A 20738-nucleotide genomic window follows, 5' to 3' on the forward strand; every position below is an offset into this window, starting at 1 on the left:
AAAGAAGCAGAGTCAAAAGATTGGGATACACCAAATGCTGAAGTAGGCAAAGCAGAAGAAGATGCACATGCGGATGCATGGGAAAAAGAAGCAGAAACAAAAGATTCGGATATGCCAAACGTAAATACGGATAAAACAGAAGAAAATAGTCATACGAATATTGCGAATAAAGAGGTTAAAGAAGAACAACAAGATCAAACGTCAAAATCAAATCAACAAGTTTCAAAACCAGATCAAGCGCCTGAGATGATTAACAATCAATATGCGCCACATCATATAAGCAATATGGACAATAAGACTTCTCAAACATCAATGATGGCGTCTAGCCCTAAAACTCAGTCAAATCAAATCGTACAAAATCAAAATAATGATGCAAAAGATGTATCTGTTAGCGAAATGAATGTAGAAAATCAACAGCTAGCACCTGAGATGCCAATGGAAGTACAGAAACAAACAATTGCGCATGTATAAGCTTCAAACCATCGTATGAACGCACCAGTTGAAAATGTCGCTAAATCAGAGACGTATACATTAAGCAATAAGAATCACCAAGAAAAAAATAACAAGCATGAGAAGATGAATGAACTTCCAAAAACAGGTCAAAGTGAAAGTAAATCTCCACTTTTAATCTCTGCTTTATTCACTGCTCTAGGGGCATTGTTGTTAAGAAGATTAAAATAAAATAATCATTGTAGTGAATAAGCGTTATCACTAAAATGTCATCATATTAACTTCAAAGGTTCTTGACACCTTTGAAGTTTTTATGTATATTGATTAAAATAAATTTATTATTGTATAGATTAATATAATTTTAAGGAGATAAAATGAAGAAAACTATAGCTCAAATGTTTCGTGAGGATAACCTTGTCAATAATGATCCGTTAATAAAAAGATTGATTAAAGGCGCAATCTTCATACTTTTATTTGTCATTTACATTGGCGAATCTTCAGTACTAGATACACTTTCTTTTAAAGCAGTCATATATTTTCTTGTACTCTTTGTGATGATTTACTTACTAAAATACTTTAAAATCAATTTATTTAGCTTCAGAAAATTAACAACTCGTGATATTTCAATTGTCATTATTTTTACGCTTACTGTGAAAGTATTAGATATTATATTTGCAAATTTATTGACAGGCAGCACTTTAAACCAAGAGCATATTGAAGAAAGTATTCAAAACATTTCAATATTAAATTTTGCAATATTTTTTGCCGTACTACCAGCAGTTTTAGAAGAGATCGTTTTCAGAGGACTTATTTTGAGAGTGTTATTCAAAGGGCACCTCTTACTCGGGCTAATTATTAGCAGCGTTCTTTTTGCTTATGTTCACGAATACAGTAACATTATCGAGTTTTTACCTTATTTATACTCAGGCTTTTTATTTGGTATTGCATATTTATTGACGAGAAGAATTGAAGTCTCTATTCTTATCCATTTTATTGGAAATTTCACTTCTCTTTGGTTTTAAAATCTAGTCTTAGCCTGTCCAACATTAAAAAAATATTCATTTCAAATAGAGATTGCTCAAAGATGAGTAGTCTCTATTTTTAAATATTTTTTCGAGAATATAAAAAAGAGTGAAACTAAAATCGTTTTGATTTCTATGTCTCACTCTAACTAAAATGAAGATATATGCAACTCACTCATATTCAAGTGATTTATTGTTGATGAGTAATTTTACATCTTGGTGATATGTTGAATGATGAGAGGATTATTTTTCAATCTGCCATTCAGCAAAGAAATGTTGTAAATATAATTCTAAAAAAGCATGCCGTTCTTCTGCTATCTTCTTGGCAGGAAGCGTGTTCATTAAATCTTTAAGCTTTAATAATTTTTTATAAAAATGCTTAACTGCAGAAGGGGGCAAATTATCGATATCTTCTAAAGTACGCATTTGTTCTAAAGAAAGTTCTCCTGTCCACATCGGTTCTCCAAAATGTCCGGCATATTGGAATGTGCGTGCAATACCTATAGCGCCAATCGCATCTAAACGATCCGCATCTTGAACAATTTGTGCTTCGATTGTTTTTAATCTACCCGATAGTTTAGATTTTCTAAAGCTGATATAATCAATAATATATAAAATTTCTTGTTGTTTTTCTAATTCGATATTTTGTTCGTTAAGAAATTGCTTAAGCTCAATATAAGCGGCATCACGATCTACCAATTTATCATCCACTGTATCATGAAGTAATGCAGCTATTTCTATAATATCGTGCTGAGATTCTGGATAATAATCAGCCAATTTTAAAGCCATTTGTCTTACACGCAATACGTGTGCAATGTCATGACCAGTGGTATCATGTGCATGTTTTGATTTCATAAATTTTATTGTTGCATTGCGTGTTTCTTCCATCATTGTTTGATGTTCCTTTCTTTTTAGAGAATAGGGGCAAGTAATTGGCTGATAGACTCTTTAAATTTAATCCATAGGCTTCTTTGAGCGTAGCGTTCTTTTGTTAATTCTGAACATACTTTAAGATCATCTTCAAAACTTTGGCGAACTTCTTTTGCAAAGTTTTCGTTATATACGAAAGCATTGACTTCGAAATTCAAAGTGAAGCTGCGGTTATCCATATTTGTAGTCCCGACACTTGTAATTTCATCATCAATTGTGAGTGTTTTCGCGTGTAAAAAGCCATTATCGTACAAGTAAACGCGTGCCCCCGCTTCAATCAAGCTTGCCACATTTTTAAATGTTGCCCAGTAAACAAATGGATGATCGGGTTTACTTGGAATCATAATATTGACATTGACGCCACCCAGTGCGGCAATTTTCAATGCATCCATAAAAGCTTCATCAGGAACGAAATAAGGGGTTTGAATATAAATATCTTTTTTGGCCATAGATATCATTTTAAGATAACCATATTTAACTTGTTCCCATAATTCATCGGGCCCACTCGAGGCGATTTGAATACCGATATTACCATTTTTAGGTAAAGGATGCGCAGGAAAGTATTTTTCGTTATAGACCATATTGTCACGGTTTGCTTGAGAGTTCCAATCTAAAATAAATCGTAATTGCAGGGCATGGACCGCTTCACCTTTAATGCGAAGATGTGTGTCACGCCAATAACCAAATTTTTTGGATAATCCAAGGTATTCGTTTCCTACATTAAAACCACCTAAATAACCAATCAAGCCGTCAATGACTACAATTTTTCGGTGATTGCGATTATTCATACGTAAATTAATTAAAGGTAACTTAGAAGGGAAGAATGACTCAACATGGCCACCTTTTTCTTTAAATCGTTTAAAATCCCGTAAGGTAAGGCCCCTTGACCCCATGTCATCATATAACATTTTAACTTCGACGCCTTGTTCTAATTTTTCCTCTAATAAGGCCATAATACTTTTACCGAGTGTGTCGTGTCGGAAGATGTAATATTGAATATGTATGTAAGATTGTGCCTGACGTATATCTTCTTTTAAACGTTCGAATTTTTGATGGCCGTCTGTTAACAATTCAATTTCATTATTTTTTGTATAAAAGGCGGCGTTATTATAGAGGAGCATTTGTATCATGCGACTGTAATTTTGTATATGAGGGTTATGTGGCTCAAATTTGTTATTTTTAATGGCCTTTAATTGTTGATTTACGATGTATTCAAGGCCGATTCGATCCCTTTGTTCTAACTTAAAGATAGATTCGCGTTGAATTTGTCTACCGAATAACAAATATATGACGAATCCTATCAATGGAAACAAGCCGAGTACAAATATCCATGCCCATATGGACCCTGCACTTCTTCTTTCCATAAAGATAATAGTAAAGATAAAGGTTAAATTTAATAAAAATGCCCCTACCAACAGATAATTGATAATCACATTATCATTAAAAAAGAATGTATAGAAAATCTCAGGCATAACTTCTATCTCCTTTTATATGAAGTTTTAATCATTGTAACATAGAATATAATGTGCGATACAGAAATATTGACATATACCTCTATAGGGTATATCATACATGATGTAAGAGAAGTTAAACAGATTTGAGGGATGTGAAATGACAGAACAAGCACACCATTCAGATGAAATTAAACGTAACTTAAAATCACGTTTGAACCGCATCGAAGGCCAGGTCAAAGCAATAAATCGTATGATTGATGAAGATGTCTATTGTGATGATGTTCTTACACAAATTAGAGCAACGCGTTCAGCTTTAAATAGCGTTGCCACACGGCTCCTTGATCATCATATGAAAAGTTGTATTATGAATAAAATTGATTCGGGTCATCAAAGTGAAGCGATGGAAGAGTTACTTGTTACGTTTCAAAAATTAATGAAAGACTAAGAACGATCATGGGGTGAAAATATGGAAACAGGTCATGTTCATGTTTCTAACTTAACAACGCTTGAGGAAAAAGAGAAACTGACACAACGATTACTGGATATGATTGGGGTTGAAGCGGTTAATATCGATCTTGATGCGCAACTTATTATACTAACTTATCAAACACCAGCTAATCTTAACACTTTAGAGAAAGAAATTTATGATGCAGGTTTTCCTGTTATCCAATCACATAAAGGAGTGTATGAAAATGAGTAAACATGTTATTCAAGTTGAAGGGATGAGTTGTGCCCATTGTAAAGCAGCAGTTGAAGGTGCAGTAAAAGAAAATCCAGATGTTGTCCATGTAGAAGCGTTTCCAGCTGATAATAAAGTAGAAGTGGATGTCAAAAAAGATGATGCACTCGCTGATATTAAGCAACGTATTTATGATCAAGGCTATGACGTTGTTTCGTAAAAGTTAAGGGAAAATATTTAGGGGGTTATTTTTCATAAAAAAACGAAAAATGGCCCCTCATTTTAAATGGAGAATATACCCTGTATAGGTATAGGAGATGAAAATATGGCACAAGAAACTTTTAAAATTTCAGGCATGACCTGTGCGGCTTGTTCTTCAAGGATTGAACGTGTGCTAGATCGGGAGGAAGGTATCGATCAAGTAAGCGTCAATCTAGTTATGGAGAAAGGGACAGTTACATTTGATCCTAATCAAATTTCAATAGAAGAAATCTATGAACGTGTCGCGAAAATTGGTTATCAAGCATTTCCAATGGAGACTAAAAAAGAAGCAGATCAACGTAAACATGATGAACTTAAACGTCAGAAATATAAATTTATTGTCTCGCTCGTTCTGGCTTTACCGTTACTTTATACGATGTTTGCGCATTTTTCATTTTTAAGCTTTATTCCAGTGCCGGATTTATTACTTAATCCTTGGTTTCAATTGATACTTGCGACACCGATTCAATTTGTTTTAGGTTGGCAATTTTATGTAGGTGCTTATAAATCATTAACAAATAAAAGTGCAAATATGGATGTTCTTGTAGCGATGGGAACTTCAGCAGCTTATTTTTATAGTGTTTATTTGATGTTCACAACGCCACACCATCATGGACATAGCCATACACCACTTTATTTTGAAACAAGTGCGATTTTAATTACATTAATTTTATTAGGTAAATATTTTGAAAAAAGAGCAAAAGGACATGCCAGTGATGCGATTAGTAAGCTCGCAGCTTTACAAGTTAGAGATGCAGAAGTTGAACGCCATGGTGAAACTGAAATGTTACCTATTGAAGATATTAGAGTAGGGGATATTGTCCGTGTGAGAACAGGACAACAGATTCCACTTGATGGCGAAATTATTGAAGGTGAAACAACGATTAATGAATCGATGTTAACGGGTGAGAGTATCCCAGTTGAAAAAACTGTAGGGGATCAAGTGATTGGTAGTACAATCAACCAAACGAACTTCATTAAGTTAAAAGTGACACATGTGGGTGAAGATTTGATTTTAAATCAAATTATTAAAGTTGTTGAAGATGCTCAAAATGATAAACCGCAAATTCAAAGATTAGCGGATAAAATTTCTAATATTTTTGTGCCATCAGTCATCGCAATTGCGCTCGTCACATTTTTAATTTGGTATTTAGTGATTACACCATTTCAACTTACTGAATCTCTTGAAATCTTTATTGCTGTAATCGTCATTGCTTGTCCGTGTGCTTTAGGTTTAGCCACACCAACTTCTATTATGGTCGGTTCAGGTCGAGCAGCAGAAGCGGGTATTTTATTTAAAACAGCGGAATCATTAGAACAAACGAAACATGTTGATACAATTGTATTTGATAAAACCGGAACGCTAACACATGGTGAACCAGAAGTCGTTCATGTGATAGATTATATGGAAGATGAATCATTAGGTGCATACATTAAAAGTATGGAAGCACAATCAGAACATCCGCTTTCTAAAGCGTTAGTCCAACATTTTAAAGATGCACAAACTTTGGATGTGCAACAGTATCAAACACATGCAGGAAATGGTATTTCTGGTGTGATACAAAATCAACACATTCGTATTGGTTCAGTTCGTTTTATATCAGAAAACGTTCAGTTGATGGAATCTGAATATACACAAGTGCGTGACCTTGAGCAACAAGGGTCTACAGTTGTGGGTATGACAATTGACAATCAACTTGCAATGTTGATGGCGTTGCGAGATGAACCGAAAGAAGACGCACAAACAGTATTAAATCAATTAAGTGAAAATCATGAGCTCATTATGTTGAGTGGTGATAGCGAACAAACTGCACGTGCTATTGGTCATGAGCTTGGCATTGATCGTATCATTTCAGAAGTCAAACCCGATGAAAAATCCAAAGTCATTCGTGACCTTCAAAGCGAGGGGAAACGTGTTATGATGGTGGGCGATGGCATTAATGATGCACCTGCACTCATGACAAGTGATATCGGTGTTGCTATGGGTTCAGGTTCAGATATTGCACTTGAATCAGCAGATATAGCGTTAGTTAAAAATAAATTAGCTTCTATTGCAGAAGCATTAAAATTGAGTCACCTTACAATAAAAAATATTAAACAAAACCTCTTTTTTGCATTTTGTTATAACTTAATCGGCATTCCAATTGCAGCTGCAGGCTTCTTAGCGCCGTGGGTTGCAGGCGCAGCAATGGCATTTAGTTCTGTTTCTGTTGTTATTAATGCACTTCGGTTAAAAAATATAAAAAAATAATTTTTGTAAATTTAAACTTTGGTGTAGTAATATGTCGAAATTTGGGGTAATATAAGGGTAGTAGATAAGCTAAGTATGGGGTGATTTCATGGCAAAAAAGAATGACAAGCTTCAAAATGTAGTTCAAATGTTGTCTTCAATCGGTGTCAAAGTTAAGAAAACCAAATCCCGATTTGATATTATGCGTACGCTACCTAATCCCAAACCTGCAACTGAAAATATTAATCGTATTAAATAAGAAAACACTTAGATGTACAAGCTCGATGACATCTAAGTGTTTTTTCTATATGTGTTTATGAATTGTGAATCAATTGTGGGAAGGGCTCGCAGTTTTCGTCGTATTGAGATTTTCATCATATTTTTTAGGCGTATGATAATGAATACTTAAAATTACACCTATCCCTGTCATCAAACTCCACAACGAACTTCCTCCATAACTTATAAAGGGTAACGGAATACCTGTAATAGGTAATAATTGAATCGTCATACCTATGTTTTGAACGATATGGAATAATAATAAACTTGCATAACCAACGATAAAAGACTTATTAAATAAATCATCAGCATTCGTCGCCATGCGTAGTAAATGAATCAACAATAGTAAAAAGATACCTAAAAGAACGACAGCCCCGATAAAGCCAAATTCCTCACCAATTACTGAAAAAATAAAGTCTGTATGATTTTCTGGAATGTAGACTTCTCCGTTATTCAAACCTTTTCCTATTAATTGACCTGATCCAATGGCTTTTAAAGATTCCGTTAAGTGAAATCCATCCCCCGAACTGTAGGAATACGGATCCAACCATGAATTTATACGGCCTAATTGATATGTTTTAATACCAGCCACATTTTCAATTAAACTTGGCTTATAAATAATGGATAAAATTAAGGCGAATCCAATTATAATGACTGTACCAAATAGAGGTGCTAAAATTTTCCAAGTCACACCGCTTACAATCACAATACCAGCGATAATCGCAAGTATCACGAGTGTTGTTCCTAAATCGTTTTGTAACAGAATAAGGGCCATTGGAATGATACTCACAAAAGCAATCTTAAATAATAACATTAAGTCCGTTTCGAAAGATTTATTGAAAGTGAAGCGATTGTGTTGGGCAACAACTTTTGAGATGGCTAAAATCAGTACGATTTTCATGAATTCTGAAGGTTGAATGCTAATAGGGCCGAAGCGATACCAACTTTTAGCACCGTTAATCACAGGTGTTATTGCAGATTCAGGTAAAATGATTAATCCTAATAATAGAACAATAAATATAAAGTAAATGATATAAGTATATTTTCGTATTTTTTTAGGTGAAAATAACATAATTATAAAAGCAATGATTGCACCAAGTATGTAATAAAAAATTTGCCTTAAACCAAAATCTAAGCTATATTGGCCGCCCCCCATTGCTGAATGAATCGTCATAATACTAATTACAAAAAGGACAGTAATAAGCGTAATTAACTGCCAGTCTAACCGTCGCAAAAATGACTTTTGCGTTTGTTGTCGAGAAGATACCATGTCAATCTCCTTTACACATTATTTCTTTTATTTTCATTATATACCGATTTTACATAAGTTGTAATCAAATTGCTAATAATGCCGAAAAATAAATGCAATACAAATGTTTGTCATGGTAAAATGTAGATTAGACGAAATATATGGAGGCGGGTTTATGTCAAAGGAAGCTTTATGTATCATTTATGGTGGTAAAAGTGCTGAACATGATGTGTCTATTTTAACAGCGCAAAACGTATTAAATGCGATAGATAAAGAACGTTACCACATTGATATTATTTATATTACTAATGAAGGTAAATGGAAGAAAACAGAAAACATTACCGAAGAAATTACAAGTACGGATGAATTAAAAATGGCGAATAACGTAGAAGGAGATATTTCTACGATGTTAACAGATAGCAGCCAAGGTGGCCGTTATGACGCTGTATTTCCACTCTTACATGGGCCTAATGGTGAAGATGGTACGATTCAGGGATTATTTGAAGTGTTAGATCTTCCTTATGTAGGCAATGGTGTATTGGCTGCATCTAGCTCAATGGATAAACTCGTTATGAAACAATTATTTGCACATCGCGGTTTACCACAACTCCCATATGTAAGTTTTTTACGAAGTGAATACGAAAAGTACCGTAAAAACATTCTTAAGTTAGTCCACGATAAATTAGAGTTCCCTGTATTTGTTAAACCAGCAAATTTAGGTTCAAGTGTCGGAATTAGTAAATGTGAAGATGAAGCAGCTTTAATTCAAGGGATAGAGGAAGCATTTCAATTTGACCGTAAACTAGTAATCGAACAAGGTGTGAATGCGCGTGAGATTGAAGTGGCTGTGCTTGGAAATGACTATCCAGAGACAACATGGCCAGGTGAAGTCGTGAAAGATGTTGCATTTTATGATTACAAGTCAAAATATAAAGATGGAAAAGTGAAGTTAGCGATCCCTGCAGAGCTAGACCAAGAAGTACAAATGACTTTACGCAATATGGCGGTGGAAGCTTTTAAAGCGACCGACTGTTCTGGATTATTACGCGCTGATTTCTTTGTTACAGAAGATAATCAAATATTTATTAATGAAACGAATGCGATGCCAGGTTTTACAGCTTATAGTATGTATCCAAAACTGTGGGAAAACATGGGCGTTTCTTATTCGGAATTAATTACTAAGTTAATAGATTTAGCAAAAGAGCGATATGCAGATAAACAAAAAAATAAACATCGCATTGACTAGGAGTTTTGGACAATGATTAATATCACGTTAAAACAAATTGCTGAATGGATAGATTGTAAAATTGATTCACAATATTTAGATGTAGAGATTAAAGGCGTCACTATTGATTCTAGAAAGATTGAAAAAGGTCAGCTCTTTATTCCTTTCAAAGGTGAAAATGTGGATGGTCACCAATATGCTGAGCAAGCATTGCGCGACGGGGCTGGGGCAACTTTCTTTGAAGCGCAAAGTTCAGTTGAATTCCCACAAGCGGGTCCGGTGATTGTAGTTTCGGATACGCTAGTGGCGTTACAACAATTAGCAAAAGCTTATCTTCAATATGTATCTCCAACTGTTATTGCTGTTACTGGTTCTAACGGTAAAACGACAACGAAAGATATGATTGAAAATGTCTTAGCCGGACATTACCGTGTACAAAAGACACAGGGCAATTACAATAATGAAATCGGTATGCCGTTAACAATTTTAAATCTAAATAAAGATACAGAAATTTCGATTTTAGAAATGGGAATGTCTGGTTTTCACGAAATTGAATTGTTATCTACAATTGCACAACCGGATTTTGCGATTATAACGAACATTGGTGAGTCACATCTGCAAGATTTGGGTTCACGTGAAGGCATCGCAAAAGCTAAGTTTGAAATCGTTAAAGGTTTAAAACCAGGAGGCTACTTCATATATGATGGGGACGAGCCTTTATTGCAACCTCATGTTGACACTTTAGAATCAGCTAAAGTCATCAGCATTGGGCGAAATGCTTCCAATGATGTACAATGTGAAATTGTTTCGCATCATGATGAAGGAATTGTATTTAAATTAAATGACAATGAACAATACTCAATCCCAGTGTTAGGCGAACACAATATGCGAAATGCAGCCATTGCGATTACGGTTGCACGTGCTTTAAATATTCAACACGATGAAATCCAACAACAACTCAATCAATTACAGTTGACTGACATGCGTATGCAAAAATTTAAAGCTAAAAATGGTGCATTGATTATCAATGATGCGTATAATGCAAGCCCTACAAGTATGAAAGCTGCCATTGAAACATTGACACTTTTAGAAGGTAATAAAATATTAATTTTAGGTGATGTTTTAGAGCTAGGGGCACAATCTAAAATCATGCACGCAAGTATCGGTCAATATTTGGACGGTAAAGGGATTAATGGTCTGTATACGTTTGGTGAGGCGGCAATGGAAATTCATGAAAAAGGAAAACATCATGTGGACGAAGCGATTCATTTTGATACAAAAGAGAAGATGATTCGTTATTTGACTTCTATTGTAGATCAAGGTGACGTTGTTCTTGTTAAAGCATCAAGAGGCATGCGTCTAGAAGAAGTGGTCGAGGCGCTTGTAAAGGCGTAACCTAAAAAGTTTAATATCAGTCTCATTTTAGTTGTTAGCAATATCATTTAAATCCTTAGAAAATGTATAAGAATTTAAATGATATTGATTTTTCGTTTATTGCGGTATTGTGGCTAAGATGGTAATATGTAGAAGTTAGATTAAACTTATTTGACAAAAATATATGAGAATTATGATTCAAAAAAGGAGAATTACTTTGCAAAATTTTACAAATTTAGGTGTTTCAGAACGTACAGCTGAAACCCTCGAGGCAATGGGTTTTACAGAGCCGACACCCATCCAAAAAGATAGTATCCCATATGCACTCGAAAACATCGATATATTAGGACAAGCGCAAACTGGAACAGGAAAAACAGGTGCGTTTGGTATTCCACTTATTGAAAAAGTAATTGGAAAAGAAGGTGTGCGTGCTTTAATCTTAGCACCGACACGTGAATTAGCGATGCAAGTGGCTGAACAATTGAGAGAATTTAGTCGTGGGCAAAAAGTTCAAGTTGTCACTGTTTTTGGCGGTATGCCAATTGATCGTCAAATTAAATCTTTAAAACGTGGACCACAAATCGTTGTAGGTACACCAGGGCGTGTGATTGATCACCTTAATCGTCGTACTTTAAAAACGCAATCTATCGAAACATTAATTTTGGATGAAGCGGATGAAATGATGAATATGGGCTTCATCGACGATATGCGTTATATTATGGATAAATTACCATCTGAAAACCGTCAGACAATGTTGTTCTCAGCAACAATGCCAAAGGCAATACAAGAATTGGTTCAAAAATTCATGAAGTCACCAAGAATTATTAAAACGATGAACAATGAAATTTCTGATCCACAAATTGATGAGTATTATACAATTGTGAAAGAATTAGAGAAATTTGATACGTTTACGAACTTCTTAGACGTTCATCAACCTGAATTAGCTATTGTATTTGGACGTACAAAACGTCGTGTAGATGAGTTAACAAGTGCATTATTATCTAAAGGTTATAAAGCAGAAGGTTTACACGGTGATATTACACAGGCGAAACGTCTTGAAGTTTTGAAAAAATTTAAAAATGATCAAATCGATATTTTAGTAGCTACAGATGTGGCGGCGAGAGGACTTGATATTTCAGGTGTAAGCCACGTTTATAACTTTGATATCCCTCAAGATACTGAAAGCTATACACACCGTATTGGTCGTACAGGACGTGCAGGTAAACATGGTATCGCTGTTACTTTTGTTAACCCAATTGAAATGGATTATATCCGTCAAATCGAGCAAACGAATCGTCGTCAAATGCGCGCATTAAGACCGCCACATCGTAAAGAAGTTTTAAAAGCTCGTGAAGATGAAATTAAGAGTAAGGTTCAAAATTGGATGGAAGCTGATAAAGAACCACGTGTAGAAAATATTGCGAAACAATTATTAGAAACTTACGATCAAACAGAACTTGTCACAGCATTATTACAAGAACTTGTTGAATCAAATGATGAAGTTGAAGTACAACTTACATTTGAAAAACCTTTAGCACGTAAAAATCGTTCACCAAAAGGAAATCGTAAAGTAGGCAATAATAAGCGTCACTCTAAATCAAACCGCAATTTTAAACAAAATAATAACAACAAAAAAGGTAACTTTAAACATAAAAGAGAAACGAAAGTGAAGAAGGGCCGCACTTTTGCAGATCATCAAAAATAGGCAACTTTATTATAAACAATCCGTACAATATGACTATTAGTTAAAGTACGTCATTGTGTTGTGATGATGACCATTAATTTTAAAGAGGTTAGACAATCAGGTATACAGAAGCGTTGAAGCAGACACTGATGAGTGGTGTCTATAACGCATCTGTTAGGCATTGTTTGGCCTCTTTTAATCATGTTCAAAAAGTAAAATGCACTTGAAAAGGCATTGGAATGCATTCAGCCTACATAAAGATTTGTGATATAATGATGCTAAATTTATTGAGGAGTGTTAAATCATTATGGAATTTGAATTTCTTCACCCCCCAAAGGTGGCATTGACATATATGAAAATATTAAGTGTCATACAATGTTGCGTCGTAATCGTCTTGATTGGCGTTGCGAGTTGGCTATGGTTATATTATGACTTATGGATGAATATGATATACCTCTTTGCCGTAGTAGCAGTCATGGCGCTTATCTATTTTATAGTAAAGCCGTTTATTTATTATCGCTATTATACATATCGCTTAACAGCGCATCATATTGAAATTCAAAAACGATGGTGGTTTAGAAAATATGAAGTCATTCAAATAGAGCGGATTCAAAGTATTTCGCGTGAAAATGGACCGTTACAAAGGCATTATCAATTGCAACAGTTGCATTGTACTACCGCGGGTCATAGTATCCAACTTCCTCTCGTTCTCGGTGAAGATGCGAAACGTATTGAAGTCTATTGTGTCAACCGACTTAAAGGTGGTGATGCAGATGTATAGTCCGCAAAAATTGCATCCGATTTCATATATATTGTCATTGATTACGGCAATTAAAGATAATTTTATATTGATTGTTGTCTTTCTTATATTTCAATTAGATTCATTTGATTTTACAGATTTAAAAAACTATGTGTGGCCTGGAATTCTTACAATTTTGTTTGTATTGAGTTTTTTAAGACGTTCTGTTGAAATTTTTCGTACTCGTTATTGGATAGAGAATGAATATTTTGTACTTACAAGCGGTCTTTTTAATTTAGAACGTAAAGAATTGAATATTAAGCGTATACAATCTGTTGATATCACTCAAAATATTGTCCATCAACTTGTAGGGGGCGTAAAACTTACGATTAAAACACCTAGCGATGGCATAACCTTAGACATGGTCACAAAGCAACAAAGCGTTTGGATTCAACAAGAAATAGAAAAAACGAAGCGCGAAATTGAAAAAACTGAAACAGTTGAAACAGTGAATGAACATATTCAACTTGAGGATACGACTGCTAACAATGCCCAACATGAAGATATACACGTTTATCAATTATCATTGAAAAATTTATTATTCATGAGTATGACGAGTGGGGCGCTTTTTGTCGCATTACTTACGATATTACCAATACTGTCAGCGCTCTCCGATGTGATTCCTTGGGATAAAATCTTTTCTCAAGTCAACGGTTTTGTATCACATATTACAATTGCCACGTTTATCGTTATTTTTGCGATTTTATTCATTGCCTATATTGCCGGTGTGTTGATGAATATGATTCGATTTTATCAATTCACCCTTATTCGCAATGGCGATTTCTTAAAAGTTAAATATGGTTTGTTTAATGTAAAAACTATGACCCTTCCAATTTCAAGAATTCAAGCGATTGAAGAAGAAAAGTCATTTATTAGACACATGCTTGGTTATACGGAATATGCATTTATTATTACAAGTGACATGGATTCGGATACAGAAGACGATACGATCACTGGTCGCATCACGGTGTTACCATTTATCAAACAAAAAGAAGCACAAACGTTAATTTCATCATTAGTTCCGGATATGGCTTTTCATCAAGTTGAAAAAGGGATGCCGTGGCGTGGGTTTCATAGACGTTTATGGATAATTTCGCTCATTCTTATAGCTATCGTATGGGCGCTTAATGATTATTTATGGACATGGATTTGGATACCGACTGTCATTATCATTGCTTATTTCGTATTACACAGTTGGATTGCGACACTTTATTCTGGCGCATACTTCAGTAAAGATGAGGCGTCGGTATGTAAAGTAACAGGATTTGGATTTAAAACGACTTACTTTAAAAAAGACAAAGTTTTAGGTTATCAAGAAAGTGCACATCCTTTTATGCGACGAGCAAGCCTGACACATTTTCGATTTATTTTAGCAAGTGGCTCAATCAATAAAAAAGTTGGATTAAATTTTGAAGATAAAGATAAAGCGAAGGCTTATAATCAATGGTATTTAGGAGGTGCAACAGCGTATCATGGAAAAAATGAGTAAGCAGGGTCCTAAAGCAATGCGAGTTGTAGCAGTGATAGTTGCTACAATCATCTTGATGGTACTCATTGCGAGTCTTGTGGCAGCTTTTTATTTAGAGTGGAATAAATGGATGCTTGTTTTAAGTGGTTTGATTGCTGTAATATGGCTGTTGTACCTTATTATATATGTATGGTTAAATCCTATTTATCAATATCGAATATTTGGATATCACTATACAAAAGATCTAATTACAGTGAGAGAAGGGTTTATATTTATCAGGCAAGATACGATTCCTCTCTTTAGAATTCAAAATGTGGATTTAAATGAAGGATGGATTATGAGGAAATTCCATCTCGCAACATTAACGCTTTCTACTGCAGGCGGAAATCACCAAGTATCTTATATTGATAAGCAAGTCGCATTAAAAATAATGGAATTTATAAAACAGGAAAGTCAAAATGACCTTGATCTTCCTCAGAATGCGACGTCGAATCAGATGAATGATGGAGATGAAGAGATTTCATGATATTTGGAATAGGAATAGATTTAGTTGAAATGTCACGGATGCGTAAAATACTAAGTCGCCAAAGCCGTTTTCCAGATAGAGTTTTAACCTCTGGGGAGCGAGAAACTTTCAACAATATCCAATCAGAAAGAAGGCGGCTTGAGTTTTTAGCTGGACGTTTTGCTGTAAAAGAAGCTTTTAGCAAAGCATTAGGCACAGGTATAGGGGAAAGCGTGTCATTTCAGGATGTTCATTGTGAAAATGATGAAATGGGGAAACCTACGATACAATATGAAGGGTTTAAAGTCCATGTATCCATTACGCACACAGAACAGTATGCCGTGAGTCAAGTGATTTTAGAAAAAGATGAATAGGAACATAGCGGAATGCGCTTTAATAATTGAGGAAGGTGACTTGAATGTCAGAAAAGTATTATCGTACCACCACATTGAAAATAGATTTAGATGCAATTACAGAAAATTATTATGCATTAACAAAACTGCAACCGAATAAAACATTGATGCCTGTTGTTAAAGCAAATGCTTATGGTTTAGGCAGTATACAAATTGCTCAGCATCTTAGTCAATTAGGGGCAGAGTTCTTTTGTGTAGCAACGTTAGATGAGGCGATAGAGCTACGAATGCATGGTATTAAAGAGAAGATTTTAATTTTATCAAGCATACCACCTGATGCAATTAACAAAGCGATTCAACATCGTGTTGCGGTAGCCGTTCCTTCAAAATCATGGTTAGAAGCGGCAATTTCATATATCGATAGTGATACAGATAAATCTTTATGGATGCACATTAAATTGGATACTGGAATGAATCGATTAGGGATTAAAGATATAGAAACGTATCATGAAGTGAAAGCAATGATAGAAGCACATGATTTATTGGTGTTTGAAGGAGCTTTTTCGCATTTTCATTCGGCAGATGAGGATGATGATTCCGCGCAACAACAATATACACGTTTTGAAGAAATGATTGAAAGCACTGACCATCCACCGTATATTCATATACAAAACTCTGCTGGTGCATTACGTTTTGATCCTGCATTATGTAATGCCTTTAGAGCTGGTATCGCTTTGTACGGTTATTATCCTTCAACTTTCATAGAAGAAAAGGCAACAGCTAAGCTGAAGCCTTCAGCAAAGTTAGTGTCACAAGTGATGCAAGTTAAACATGTCCGTAAAGGTGAAGGTATCGGCTATGGTCATACATTTAAGGCCCCAGAAGATATGCATGTTGCTTTACTTCCTATTGGGTATGCAGATGGTTATTTACGTTCAATGCAACATGCACATGTGCGTTTAGGTGCTTTCCAATGTGAAGTGGTTGGACGTGTAAGCATGGATCAGACAGCAATTCGTGTGCCCGGACATACACAGCTCGGTGATGAAGTGATTTTAATTGATAACCAGGCAGACACATCACAATCTGTTGAAGCTTTAGCAGCACAACAGCAAACAATTAATTATGAAGTCCTTTGTAATTTAGGCAGACGTATCGCGCGTCAATATGTGACAAAAGAAATGACCGAAATCTCGAACGAATTATTAAAATAGTATGGTACTTCCGACTGATTTTTGATATTATAATCAGTAATCAGAGAATTTTTTAATGTGTTGTATTGATATGGAGGTCCTATTTATGTCAGCATTCAATCAAACAAGATTTAAAAATTTAGAACAATCTTTAAAAGAAGGCTATGTTCAAATGGCAGATTTGAATCTCTCCCTAGCAACTGAAGCATATTCAGTTGAATGTGAAGCCTGTGATTGTAATGAATCACACTTGTTATCAGATTATAAGGATGACTAAATGAAGCGCGGGGACGTTTACTTAGCAGATTTATCACCAGTACAGGGCTCTGAACAGGGGGGAGTAAGGCCCGTAGTTATTATTCAGAATGACACTGGAAATAAATACAGTCCAACTGTTATTGTCGCAGCAATTACTGGTCGGATTAATAAAGCTAAAATACCAACGCATGTAGAAATAGAAAAAAATAAATATAAGCTCGACAAAGATTCTGTCATCTTATTAGAACAAATTCGAACGGTCGATAAGAAGAGACTTAAAGAGAAATTAACATTTTTATCTGAAGAAAAGATGAAAGAAGTTAATTACGCACTTGGTATTAGTTTAGGACTGAACATGAATCATCATAAATAGGCTTTAGGACAACTCTCCTAAAGCCTTTTAGCTTTTATAAAGTGAAGGGGGACGTCTAATGTCGGAAGAAAGCAAATTGCGCTATTTCGAACTCGTGCGTCAATTTTTAAAGCACGAAAATAGAGAAAAAGTATTGAAACAAGCGCAATCATTTTCGAAGGATTTACGAGACGATGCATTAGTACCTGAAGATTTTGTGTGTATACATAAACAGTTTTTTAAAAACAATTCATTAAGTCAATCAGAGATGATTGAGAGCTTAGACGTTTTAAAGACAGTCGTTGAAAGCTTCGGCTATAATTATCAAGATTATAAAAATTTAGTTAACAAAGTTGAAGTTCATGACAAAGAGTTAGATGTAGCTTCAAGATTACAACAAACGATGTTAAAAACAAACATCCCTCAATTTGATAGCATTCAAATTGGTGTCATTTCAGTTGCAGCACAACATGTGAGCGGCGACTATTTTAACTTGATTGATCATAAAGATGGTACGATGAGTTTTGCTGTTGCTGATGTCATAGGTAAAGGCATCCCGGCAGCATTGGCAATGAGTATGATTAAATTTGGTATGGATTCTTATGGCCACTCTCAATTGCCTAATGATGGTTTGAAGCGCTTAAATCGTGTAGTTGAAAAAAATATTAATCAGAACATGTTTGTCACAATGTTTTATGGTTTATACGAAGATTTAAACCATGTGCTTTACTGTAGCTCTGCTGGACATGAGCCGGGGTATATTTTTAGAGCAAAAACCAATGAATTTGAAGAAATTACAGTACGGGGCCGCGTTTTAGGTGTAAGCCCTCACGTTCGTTATCAACAGCAAGAGATAGCGATTGAAATTGATGATATGATTATTATTTTCACAGACGGTGTGACTGAAATACGCAAAGAGGATGGACATTTCATCAATACACAAAATATCCTTGATTTTATCCTTGAATATAAATCATTGCATCCACAAGATATTGTGCAACTTTTATACGAAGAGCTTTTAAGAGTACAAAAGTCTGGTAAACGTGATGATCTTACAATACTTATTATTAAGCGCGTACATTAAATAAGATAGTAAGATTACAATTGATTAGAAATGGGTAAGAAAGTTAAGTAGAGAATAAACGTAGGAGTGTAATCAATAATGAACCTTAATATAGAAACGCAAGAACACAAGACGCATTATGATATTTCAGTAGCTGGTGAACTTGACGTTGCAACTGTGTCAGAGTTAGAAAAAGTGTTGGTGCCCATTCGACAAGCAGGGACACACGATATTTATGTAAACTTAGAAAATTTGACCTACATGGATTCAACTGGACTAGGTTTATTTGTCGGGACTTTAAAAGCTTTAAATCAACATGAAAAAGAATTATATATTTTAGGTGTGAATGATAGGATTAAACGATTATTTGAAATTACAGGTCTTGATGATTTAATGCATGTCAACGAAGGAACGGAGGTCGAATAAAATGACACATGCAAATGATTTCATTGAAATGAGACTTCCTGCTTCAGCTGAATATGTGAGTTTAATTCGTTTAACACTTTCTGGAGTTTTTACACGTGCAGGTGCGACTTATGATGATATTGAAGACGCAAAGATTGCTGTAAGTGAAGCTGTGACGAATGCAGTGAAACATGCATACAAAGGCAAAGAAGAAAAAGGCTACATCAATGTTGGTTTTGAACTTGAACCAGATCGTATTAAAATCATTGTTTCTGATCAAGGTGATAGCTTTAACTACCAAGAGACTAAACAAAATCTAGGCCCTTACCAAGAAAATGAAAATATTGACTTTTTAAGAGAAGGTGGCTTAGGTTTATTCTTAATCGAATCGTTGATGGATGAAGTGACAGTTGATAAAGAAACTGGTGTTACGATTAGTATGATTAAGTATATTAGAAAAGAGCAGGTGCGAAATAATGGCGAAAGAGTCGAAATCAGCTAACGCTGTTTCACCTGAACAAATCAACCAATGGATTCAAGCACATCAAGAGCATCATGACGAAGAGGCGCAAGAAAAGCTCGTTAAACACTACGAAAAGTTAATTGAATCCTTAGCCTATAAATACTCAAAAGGCCAATCGCATCATGAAGATTTAGTGCAAGTGGGTATGGTTGGACTTATAGGCGCGATTAATCGATTTGATTTATCTTTTGATAGAAAATTCGAAGCTTTCTTGGTTCCGACTGTTATAGGTGAAATTAAGCGATATTTACGTGATAAAACATGGAGTGTCCATGTCCCACGTAGAATAAAAGAAATAGGACCGAGGATTAAAAAGGTCAGCGATGAATTAACGAACGAATTAGAACGATCACCTTCAATCAGTGAAATCGCTGATAGACTTGAAGTTTCAGAAGAGGACGTTCTTGAAGCGATGGAAATGGGTCAGAGTTATAATGCACTGAGTGTGGATCATTCCATCGAAGCGGATAAAGACGGTTCAACGGTTACATTATTAGATATTATGGGACAACAAGATGAAAATTTCGACTTAACTGAAAAACGTATGATACTTGAACGGATTTTACCTATTTTATCTGATCGTGAGCGAGAAATTATCCAGTGTACTTTTATAGATGGATTGAGTCAAAAAGAAACTGGAGAGCGTATCGGTTTAAGCCAAATGCATGTATCACGTTTACAAAGAACCGCTATAAAAAAATTGCAAGAAGCAGCAAAAAAATAAATCTGATAGATTAACATTTTTTAACTATAAAAGTAAATGATGACGTGTAAAAACGAAGTCATATCGTAAAAAGGAAGAGCCTGAGACAAAATTGTCTCAATAAAGGAAGCTCGAAGACGATTTTTATCAAAATCATCTTCGAGCTATTTATTTTGGTATTTATGTCCCAGGCTCTATTTATTTTGGGATTGATATCCTAGCCTTTTTTACTTTTTTTAAAAATTAAAAATAGCGATTATTTTTTACAAGAAGCATCTATTT

Annotated in this window: 25 protein-coding genes; 22 read left to right on the top strand and 3 right to left on the bottom strand. The window is 34.9% G+C overall.

The window, feature by feature from the left end; genetic code table 11:
• The 3 genes from HMPREF1208_RS11090 to HMPREF1208_RS11095 form a co-directional block, all read left to right on the top strand.
• A partial coding sequence (locus HMPREF1208_RS11090; RefSeq protein WP_016426470.1) for a hypothetical protein occupies nt 1-471 on the top strand: 471 nt, incomplete at its 5' end.
• Nucleotides 472-486: 15 nt separating this feature from the next.
• Nucleotides 487-681 (top strand): LPXTG cell wall anchor domain-containing protein, encoded by a 195-nt coding sequence (locus HMPREF1208_RS11940; protein WP_081635206.1) that lies wholly within the window; start codon nt 487-489, stop codon nt 679-681.
• A 143-nt stretch (nt 682-824) separates the two neighbouring features.
• Nucleotides 825-1472: a CPBP family intramembrane glutamic endopeptidase gene (locus HMPREF1208_RS11095; RefSeq protein ID WP_016426471.1), complete on the top strand. Its 648-nt coding sequence runs from the start codon at nt 825-827 to the stop codon at nt 1470-1472.
• 243 nt (nt 1473-1715) lie between these two features.
• Here HMPREF1208_RS11095 and HMPREF1208_RS11100 read toward each other — a convergent pair whose 3' ends face one another.
• Both HMPREF1208_RS11100 and cls read right to left on the bottom strand, forming a co-directional pair.
• Nucleotides 1716-2363 (bottom strand): HD domain-containing protein, encoded by a 648-nt coding sequence (locus HMPREF1208_RS11100; RefSeq protein ID WP_016426472.1) that lies wholly within the window; start codon nt 2361-2363, stop codon nt 1716-1718.
• Nucleotides 2364-2383: 20 nt separating this feature from the next.
• On the bottom strand, nt 2384-3874 hold the full coding sequence (cls, locus tag HMPREF1208_RS11105; RefSeq protein ID WP_016426473.1) for a cardiolipin synthase: 1491 nt from the start codon (nt 3872-3874) through the stop codon (nt 2384-2386).
• 139 nt (nt 3875-4013) lie between these two features.
• Between cls and csoR the strand changes: the two genes are divergently transcribed.
• From csoR to HMPREF1208_RS12260, 5 genes are all read left to right on the top strand, one after another.
• The gene (gene csoR / locus HMPREF1208_RS11110) at nt 4014-4301 is read left to right on the top strand and encodes a copper-sensing transcriptional repressor CsoR (protein WP_016426474.1); all 288 of its coding nucleotides are present in this window, start codon (nt 4014-4016) and stop codon (nt 4299-4301) included.
• 21 nt (nt 4302-4322) lie between these two features.
• Nucleotides 4323-4556, top strand: coding sequence for a putative copper chaperone CsoZ (gene csoZ, locus HMPREF1208_RS11115; RefSeq protein WP_016426475.1), 234 nt, complete (start codon nt 4323-4325; stop codon nt 4554-4556).
• A complete protein-coding gene (locus HMPREF1208_RS11120; RefSeq protein ID WP_016426476.1) occupies nt 4549-4755 on the top strand; it encodes a cation transporter in 207 nt (68 codons plus the stop codon). The genes csoZ and HMPREF1208_RS11120 overlap by 8 nt, the downstream gene beginning before the upstream one ends.
• A gap of 105 nt (nt 4756-4860) precedes the next feature.
• Nucleotides 4861-7047 carry a heavy metal translocating P-type ATPase gene (locus HMPREF1208_RS11125; RefSeq protein WP_016426477.1) on the top strand — a complete coding sequence of 729 codons (2187 nt, stop codon included), beginning with the start codon at nt 4861-4863 and terminating at the stop codon, nt 7045-7047.
• An 88-nt stretch (nt 7048-7135) separates the two neighbouring features.
• Nucleotides 7136-7285 (top strand): Lmo0850 family protein, encoded by a 150-nt coding sequence (locus HMPREF1208_RS12260; RefSeq protein WP_164905407.1) that lies wholly within the window; start codon nt 7136-7138, stop codon nt 7283-7285.
• Between the two features lie 69 nt (nt 7286-7354).
• Here HMPREF1208_RS12260 and HMPREF1208_RS11130 read toward each other — a convergent pair whose 3' ends face one another.
• The gene (locus tag HMPREF1208_RS11130; RefSeq protein WP_016426478.1) at nt 7355-8572 is read right to left on the bottom strand and encodes an FtsW/RodA/SpoVE family cell cycle protein; all 1218 of its coding nucleotides are present in this window, start codon (nt 8570-8572) and stop codon (nt 7355-7357) included.
• Nucleotides 8573-8726: 154 nt separating this feature from the next.
• On the opposite strand from HMPREF1208_RS11130, the gene HMPREF1208_RS11135 reads away from it, so the two are divergent.
• The 14 genes from HMPREF1208_RS11135 to sigB all read left to right on the top strand — a co-directional run bounded on the left by HMPREF1208_RS11135 (nt 8727) and on the right by sigB (nt 20477).
• Nucleotides 8727-9797, top strand: a complete 1071-nt coding sequence (locus tag HMPREF1208_RS11135; protein ID WP_016426479.1) for a D-alanine--D-alanine ligase — start codon at nt 8727-8729, stop codon at nt 9795-9797.
• A 12-nt stretch (nt 9798-9809) separates the two neighbouring features.
• Entirely contained in the window at nt 9810-11171 is a 1362-nt protein-coding gene (locus HMPREF1208_RS11140) for a UDP-N-acetylmuramoyl-tripeptide--D-alanyl-D-alanine ligase (protein ID WP_016426480.1), read from the top strand.
• Nucleotides 11172-11367: 196 nt separating this feature from the next.
• A complete protein-coding gene (gene cshA, locus HMPREF1208_RS11145; protein WP_016426481.1) occupies nt 11368-12855 on the top strand; it encodes a degradosome RNA helicase CshA in 1488 nt (495 codons plus the stop codon).
• A gap of 331 nt (nt 12856-13186) precedes the next feature.
• Nucleotides 13187-13615 carry a PH domain-containing protein gene (locus HMPREF1208_RS11150; RefSeq protein ID WP_167512901.1) on the top strand — a complete coding sequence of 143 codons (429 nt, stop codon included), beginning with the start codon at nt 13187-13189 and terminating at the stop codon, nt 13613-13615.
• Complete coding sequence (locus HMPREF1208_RS11155; RefSeq protein ID WP_016426483.1) at nt 13608-15122, top strand: PH domain-containing protein; 1515 nt, start codon at nt 13608-13610, stop codon at nt 15120-15122. The genes HMPREF1208_RS11150 and HMPREF1208_RS11155 overlap by 8 nt, the downstream gene beginning before the upstream one ends.
• On the top strand, nt 15106-15627 hold the full coding sequence (locus tag HMPREF1208_RS11160) for a PH domain-containing protein (RefSeq protein WP_016426484.1): 522 nt from the start codon (nt 15106-15108) through the stop codon (nt 15625-15627). The genes HMPREF1208_RS11155 and HMPREF1208_RS11160 overlap by 17 nt, the downstream gene beginning before the upstream one ends.
• The gene (gene acpS / locus HMPREF1208_RS11165) at nt 15624-15980 is read left to right on the top strand and encodes a holo-ACP synthase (protein ID WP_016426485.1); all 357 of its coding nucleotides are present in this window, start codon (nt 15624-15626) and stop codon (nt 15978-15980) included. The genes HMPREF1208_RS11160 and acpS overlap by 4 nt, the downstream gene beginning before the upstream one ends.
• Before the next feature lie 44 nt (nt 15981-16024).
• A complete protein-coding gene (gene alr / locus HMPREF1208_RS11170; RefSeq protein ID WP_016426486.1) occupies nt 16025-17173 on the top strand; it encodes an alanine racemase in 1149 nt (382 codons plus the stop codon).
• Nucleotides 17174-17258: 85 nt separating this feature from the next.
• A complete protein-coding gene (gene mazE, locus HMPREF1208_RS11175) occupies nt 17259-17429 on the top strand; it encodes a type II toxin-antitoxin system antitoxin MazE (protein WP_016426487.1) in 171 nt (56 codons plus the stop codon).
• Nucleotides 17430-17783, top strand: coding sequence for a type II toxin-antitoxin system PemK/MazF family toxin (locus HMPREF1208_RS11180; RefSeq protein ID WP_016426488.1), 354 nt, complete (start codon nt 17430-17432; stop codon nt 17781-17783).
• Between the two features lie 58 nt (nt 17784-17841).
• On the top strand, nt 17842-18846 hold the full coding sequence (locus tag HMPREF1208_RS11185) for a SpoIIE family protein phosphatase (protein WP_016426489.1): 1005 nt from the start codon (nt 17842-17844) through the stop codon (nt 18844-18846).
• Nucleotides 18847-18924: 78 nt separating this feature from the next.
• Nucleotides 18925-19251 (top strand): anti-sigma factor antagonist, encoded by a 327-nt coding sequence (locus tag HMPREF1208_RS11190; protein WP_016426490.1) that lies wholly within the window; start codon nt 18925-18927, stop codon nt 19249-19251.
• 1 nt (nt 19252) lies between these two features.
• Nucleotides 19253-19732, top strand: coding sequence for an anti-sigma B factor RsbW (gene rsbW, locus HMPREF1208_RS11195; RefSeq protein WP_016426491.1), 480 nt, complete (start codon nt 19253-19255; stop codon nt 19730-19732).
• Nucleotides 19707-20477, top strand: a complete 771-nt coding sequence (gene sigB, locus HMPREF1208_RS11200; RefSeq protein ID WP_016426492.1) for an RNA polymerase sigma factor SigB — start codon at nt 19707-19709, stop codon at nt 20475-20477. Before rsbW ends, sigB begins: the two co-directional genes overlap by 26 nt.
• Nucleotides 20478-20738: the final 261 nt, after the last annotated feature.

It is taken from the genome of Staphylococcus sp. HGB0015 (assembly GCF_000411275.1).
In the GTDB taxonomy this organism is placed as follows: Bacteria; Bacillota; Bacilli; order Staphylococcales; family Staphylococcaceae; genus Staphylococcus; species Staphylococcus schleiferi.

Coding starts and splice junctions, on each gene's coding strand:
- csoR (WP_016426474.1), top strand. CDS start 4,014: ATGACAGAACAAGCACACCATTCAGATGAAATTAAACGTAACTTAAAA.
- HMPREF1208_RS11155 (WP_016426483.1), top strand. CDS start 13,608: ATGTATAGTCCGCAAAAATTGCATCCGATTTCATATATATTGTCATTG.
- sigB (WP_016426492.1), top strand. CDS start 19,707: ATGGCGAAAGAGTCGAAATCAGCTAACGCTGTTTCACCTGAACAAATC.
- HMPREF1208_RS11100 (WP_016426472.1), bottom strand. CDS start 2,363: ATGATGGAAGAAACACGCAATGCAACAATAAAATTTATGAAATCAAAA.
- HMPREF1208_RS11140 (WP_016426480.1), top strand. CDS start 9,810: ATGATTAATATCACGTTAAAACAAATTGCTGAATGGATAGATTGTAAA.
- HMPREF1208_RS11135 (WP_016426479.1), top strand. CDS start 8,727: ATGTCAAAGGAAGCTTTATGTATCATTTATGGTGGTAAAAGTGCTGAA.
- HMPREF1208_RS11095 (WP_016426471.1), top strand. CDS start 825: ATGAAGAAAACTATAGCTCAAATGTTTCGTGAGGATAACCTTGTCAAT.
- acpS (WP_016426485.1), top strand. CDS start 15,624: ATGATATTTGGAATAGGAATAGATTTAGTTGAAATGTCACGGATGCGT.
- HMPREF1208_RS11160 (WP_016426484.1), top strand. CDS start 15,106: ATGGAAAAAATGAGTAAGCAGGGTCCTAAAGCAATGCGAGTTGTAGCA.
- rsbW (WP_016426491.1), top strand. CDS start 19,253: ATGACACATGCAAATGATTTCATTGAAATGAGACTTCCTGCTTCAGCT.
- mazE (WP_016426487.1), top strand. CDS start 17,259: ATGTCAGCATTCAATCAAACAAGATTTAAAAATTTAGAACAATCTTTA.
- HMPREF1208_RS11185 (WP_016426489.1), top strand. CDS start 17,842: ATGTCGGAAGAAAGCAAATTGCGCTATTTCGAACTCGTGCGTCAATTT.
- HMPREF1208_RS11150 (WP_167512901.1), top strand. CDS start 13,187: ATGAAAATATTAAGTGTCATACAATGTTGCGTCGTAATCGTCTTGATT.
- cls (WP_016426473.1), bottom strand. CDS start 3,874: ATGCCTGAGATTTTCTATACATTCTTTTTTAATGATAATGTGATTATC.
- HMPREF1208_RS11130 (WP_016426478.1), bottom strand. CDS start 8,572: ATGGTATCTTCTCGACAACAAACGCAAAAGTCATTTTTGCGACGGTTA.
- alr (WP_016426486.1), top strand. CDS start 16,025: ATGTCAGAAAAGTATTATCGTACCACCACATTGAAAATAGATTTAGAT.
- HMPREF1208_RS12260 (WP_164905407.1), top strand. CDS start 7,136: ATGGCAAAAAAGAATGACAAGCTTCAAAATGTAGTTCAAATGTTGTCT.
- HMPREF1208_RS11190 (WP_016426490.1), top strand. CDS start 18,925: ATGAACCTTAATATAGAAACGCAAGAACACAAGACGCATTATGATATT.
- HMPREF1208_RS11125 (WP_016426477.1), top strand. CDS start 4,861: ATGGCACAAGAAACTTTTAAAATTTCAGGCATGACCTGTGCGGCTTGT.
- csoZ (WP_016426475.1), top strand. CDS start 4,323: ATGGAAACAGGTCATGTTCATGTTTCTAACTTAACAACGCTTGAGGAA.
- HMPREF1208_RS11120 (WP_016426476.1), top strand. CDS start 4,549: ATGAGTAAACATGTTATTCAAGTTGAAGGGATGAGTTGTGCCCATTGT.
- HMPREF1208_RS11940 (WP_081635206.1), top strand. CDS start 487: ATGAACGCACCAGTTGAAAATGTCGCTAAATCAGAGACGTATACATTA.
- HMPREF1208_RS11180 (WP_016426488.1), top strand. CDS start 17,430: ATGAAGCGCGGGGACGTTTACTTAGCAGATTTATCACCAGTACAGGGC.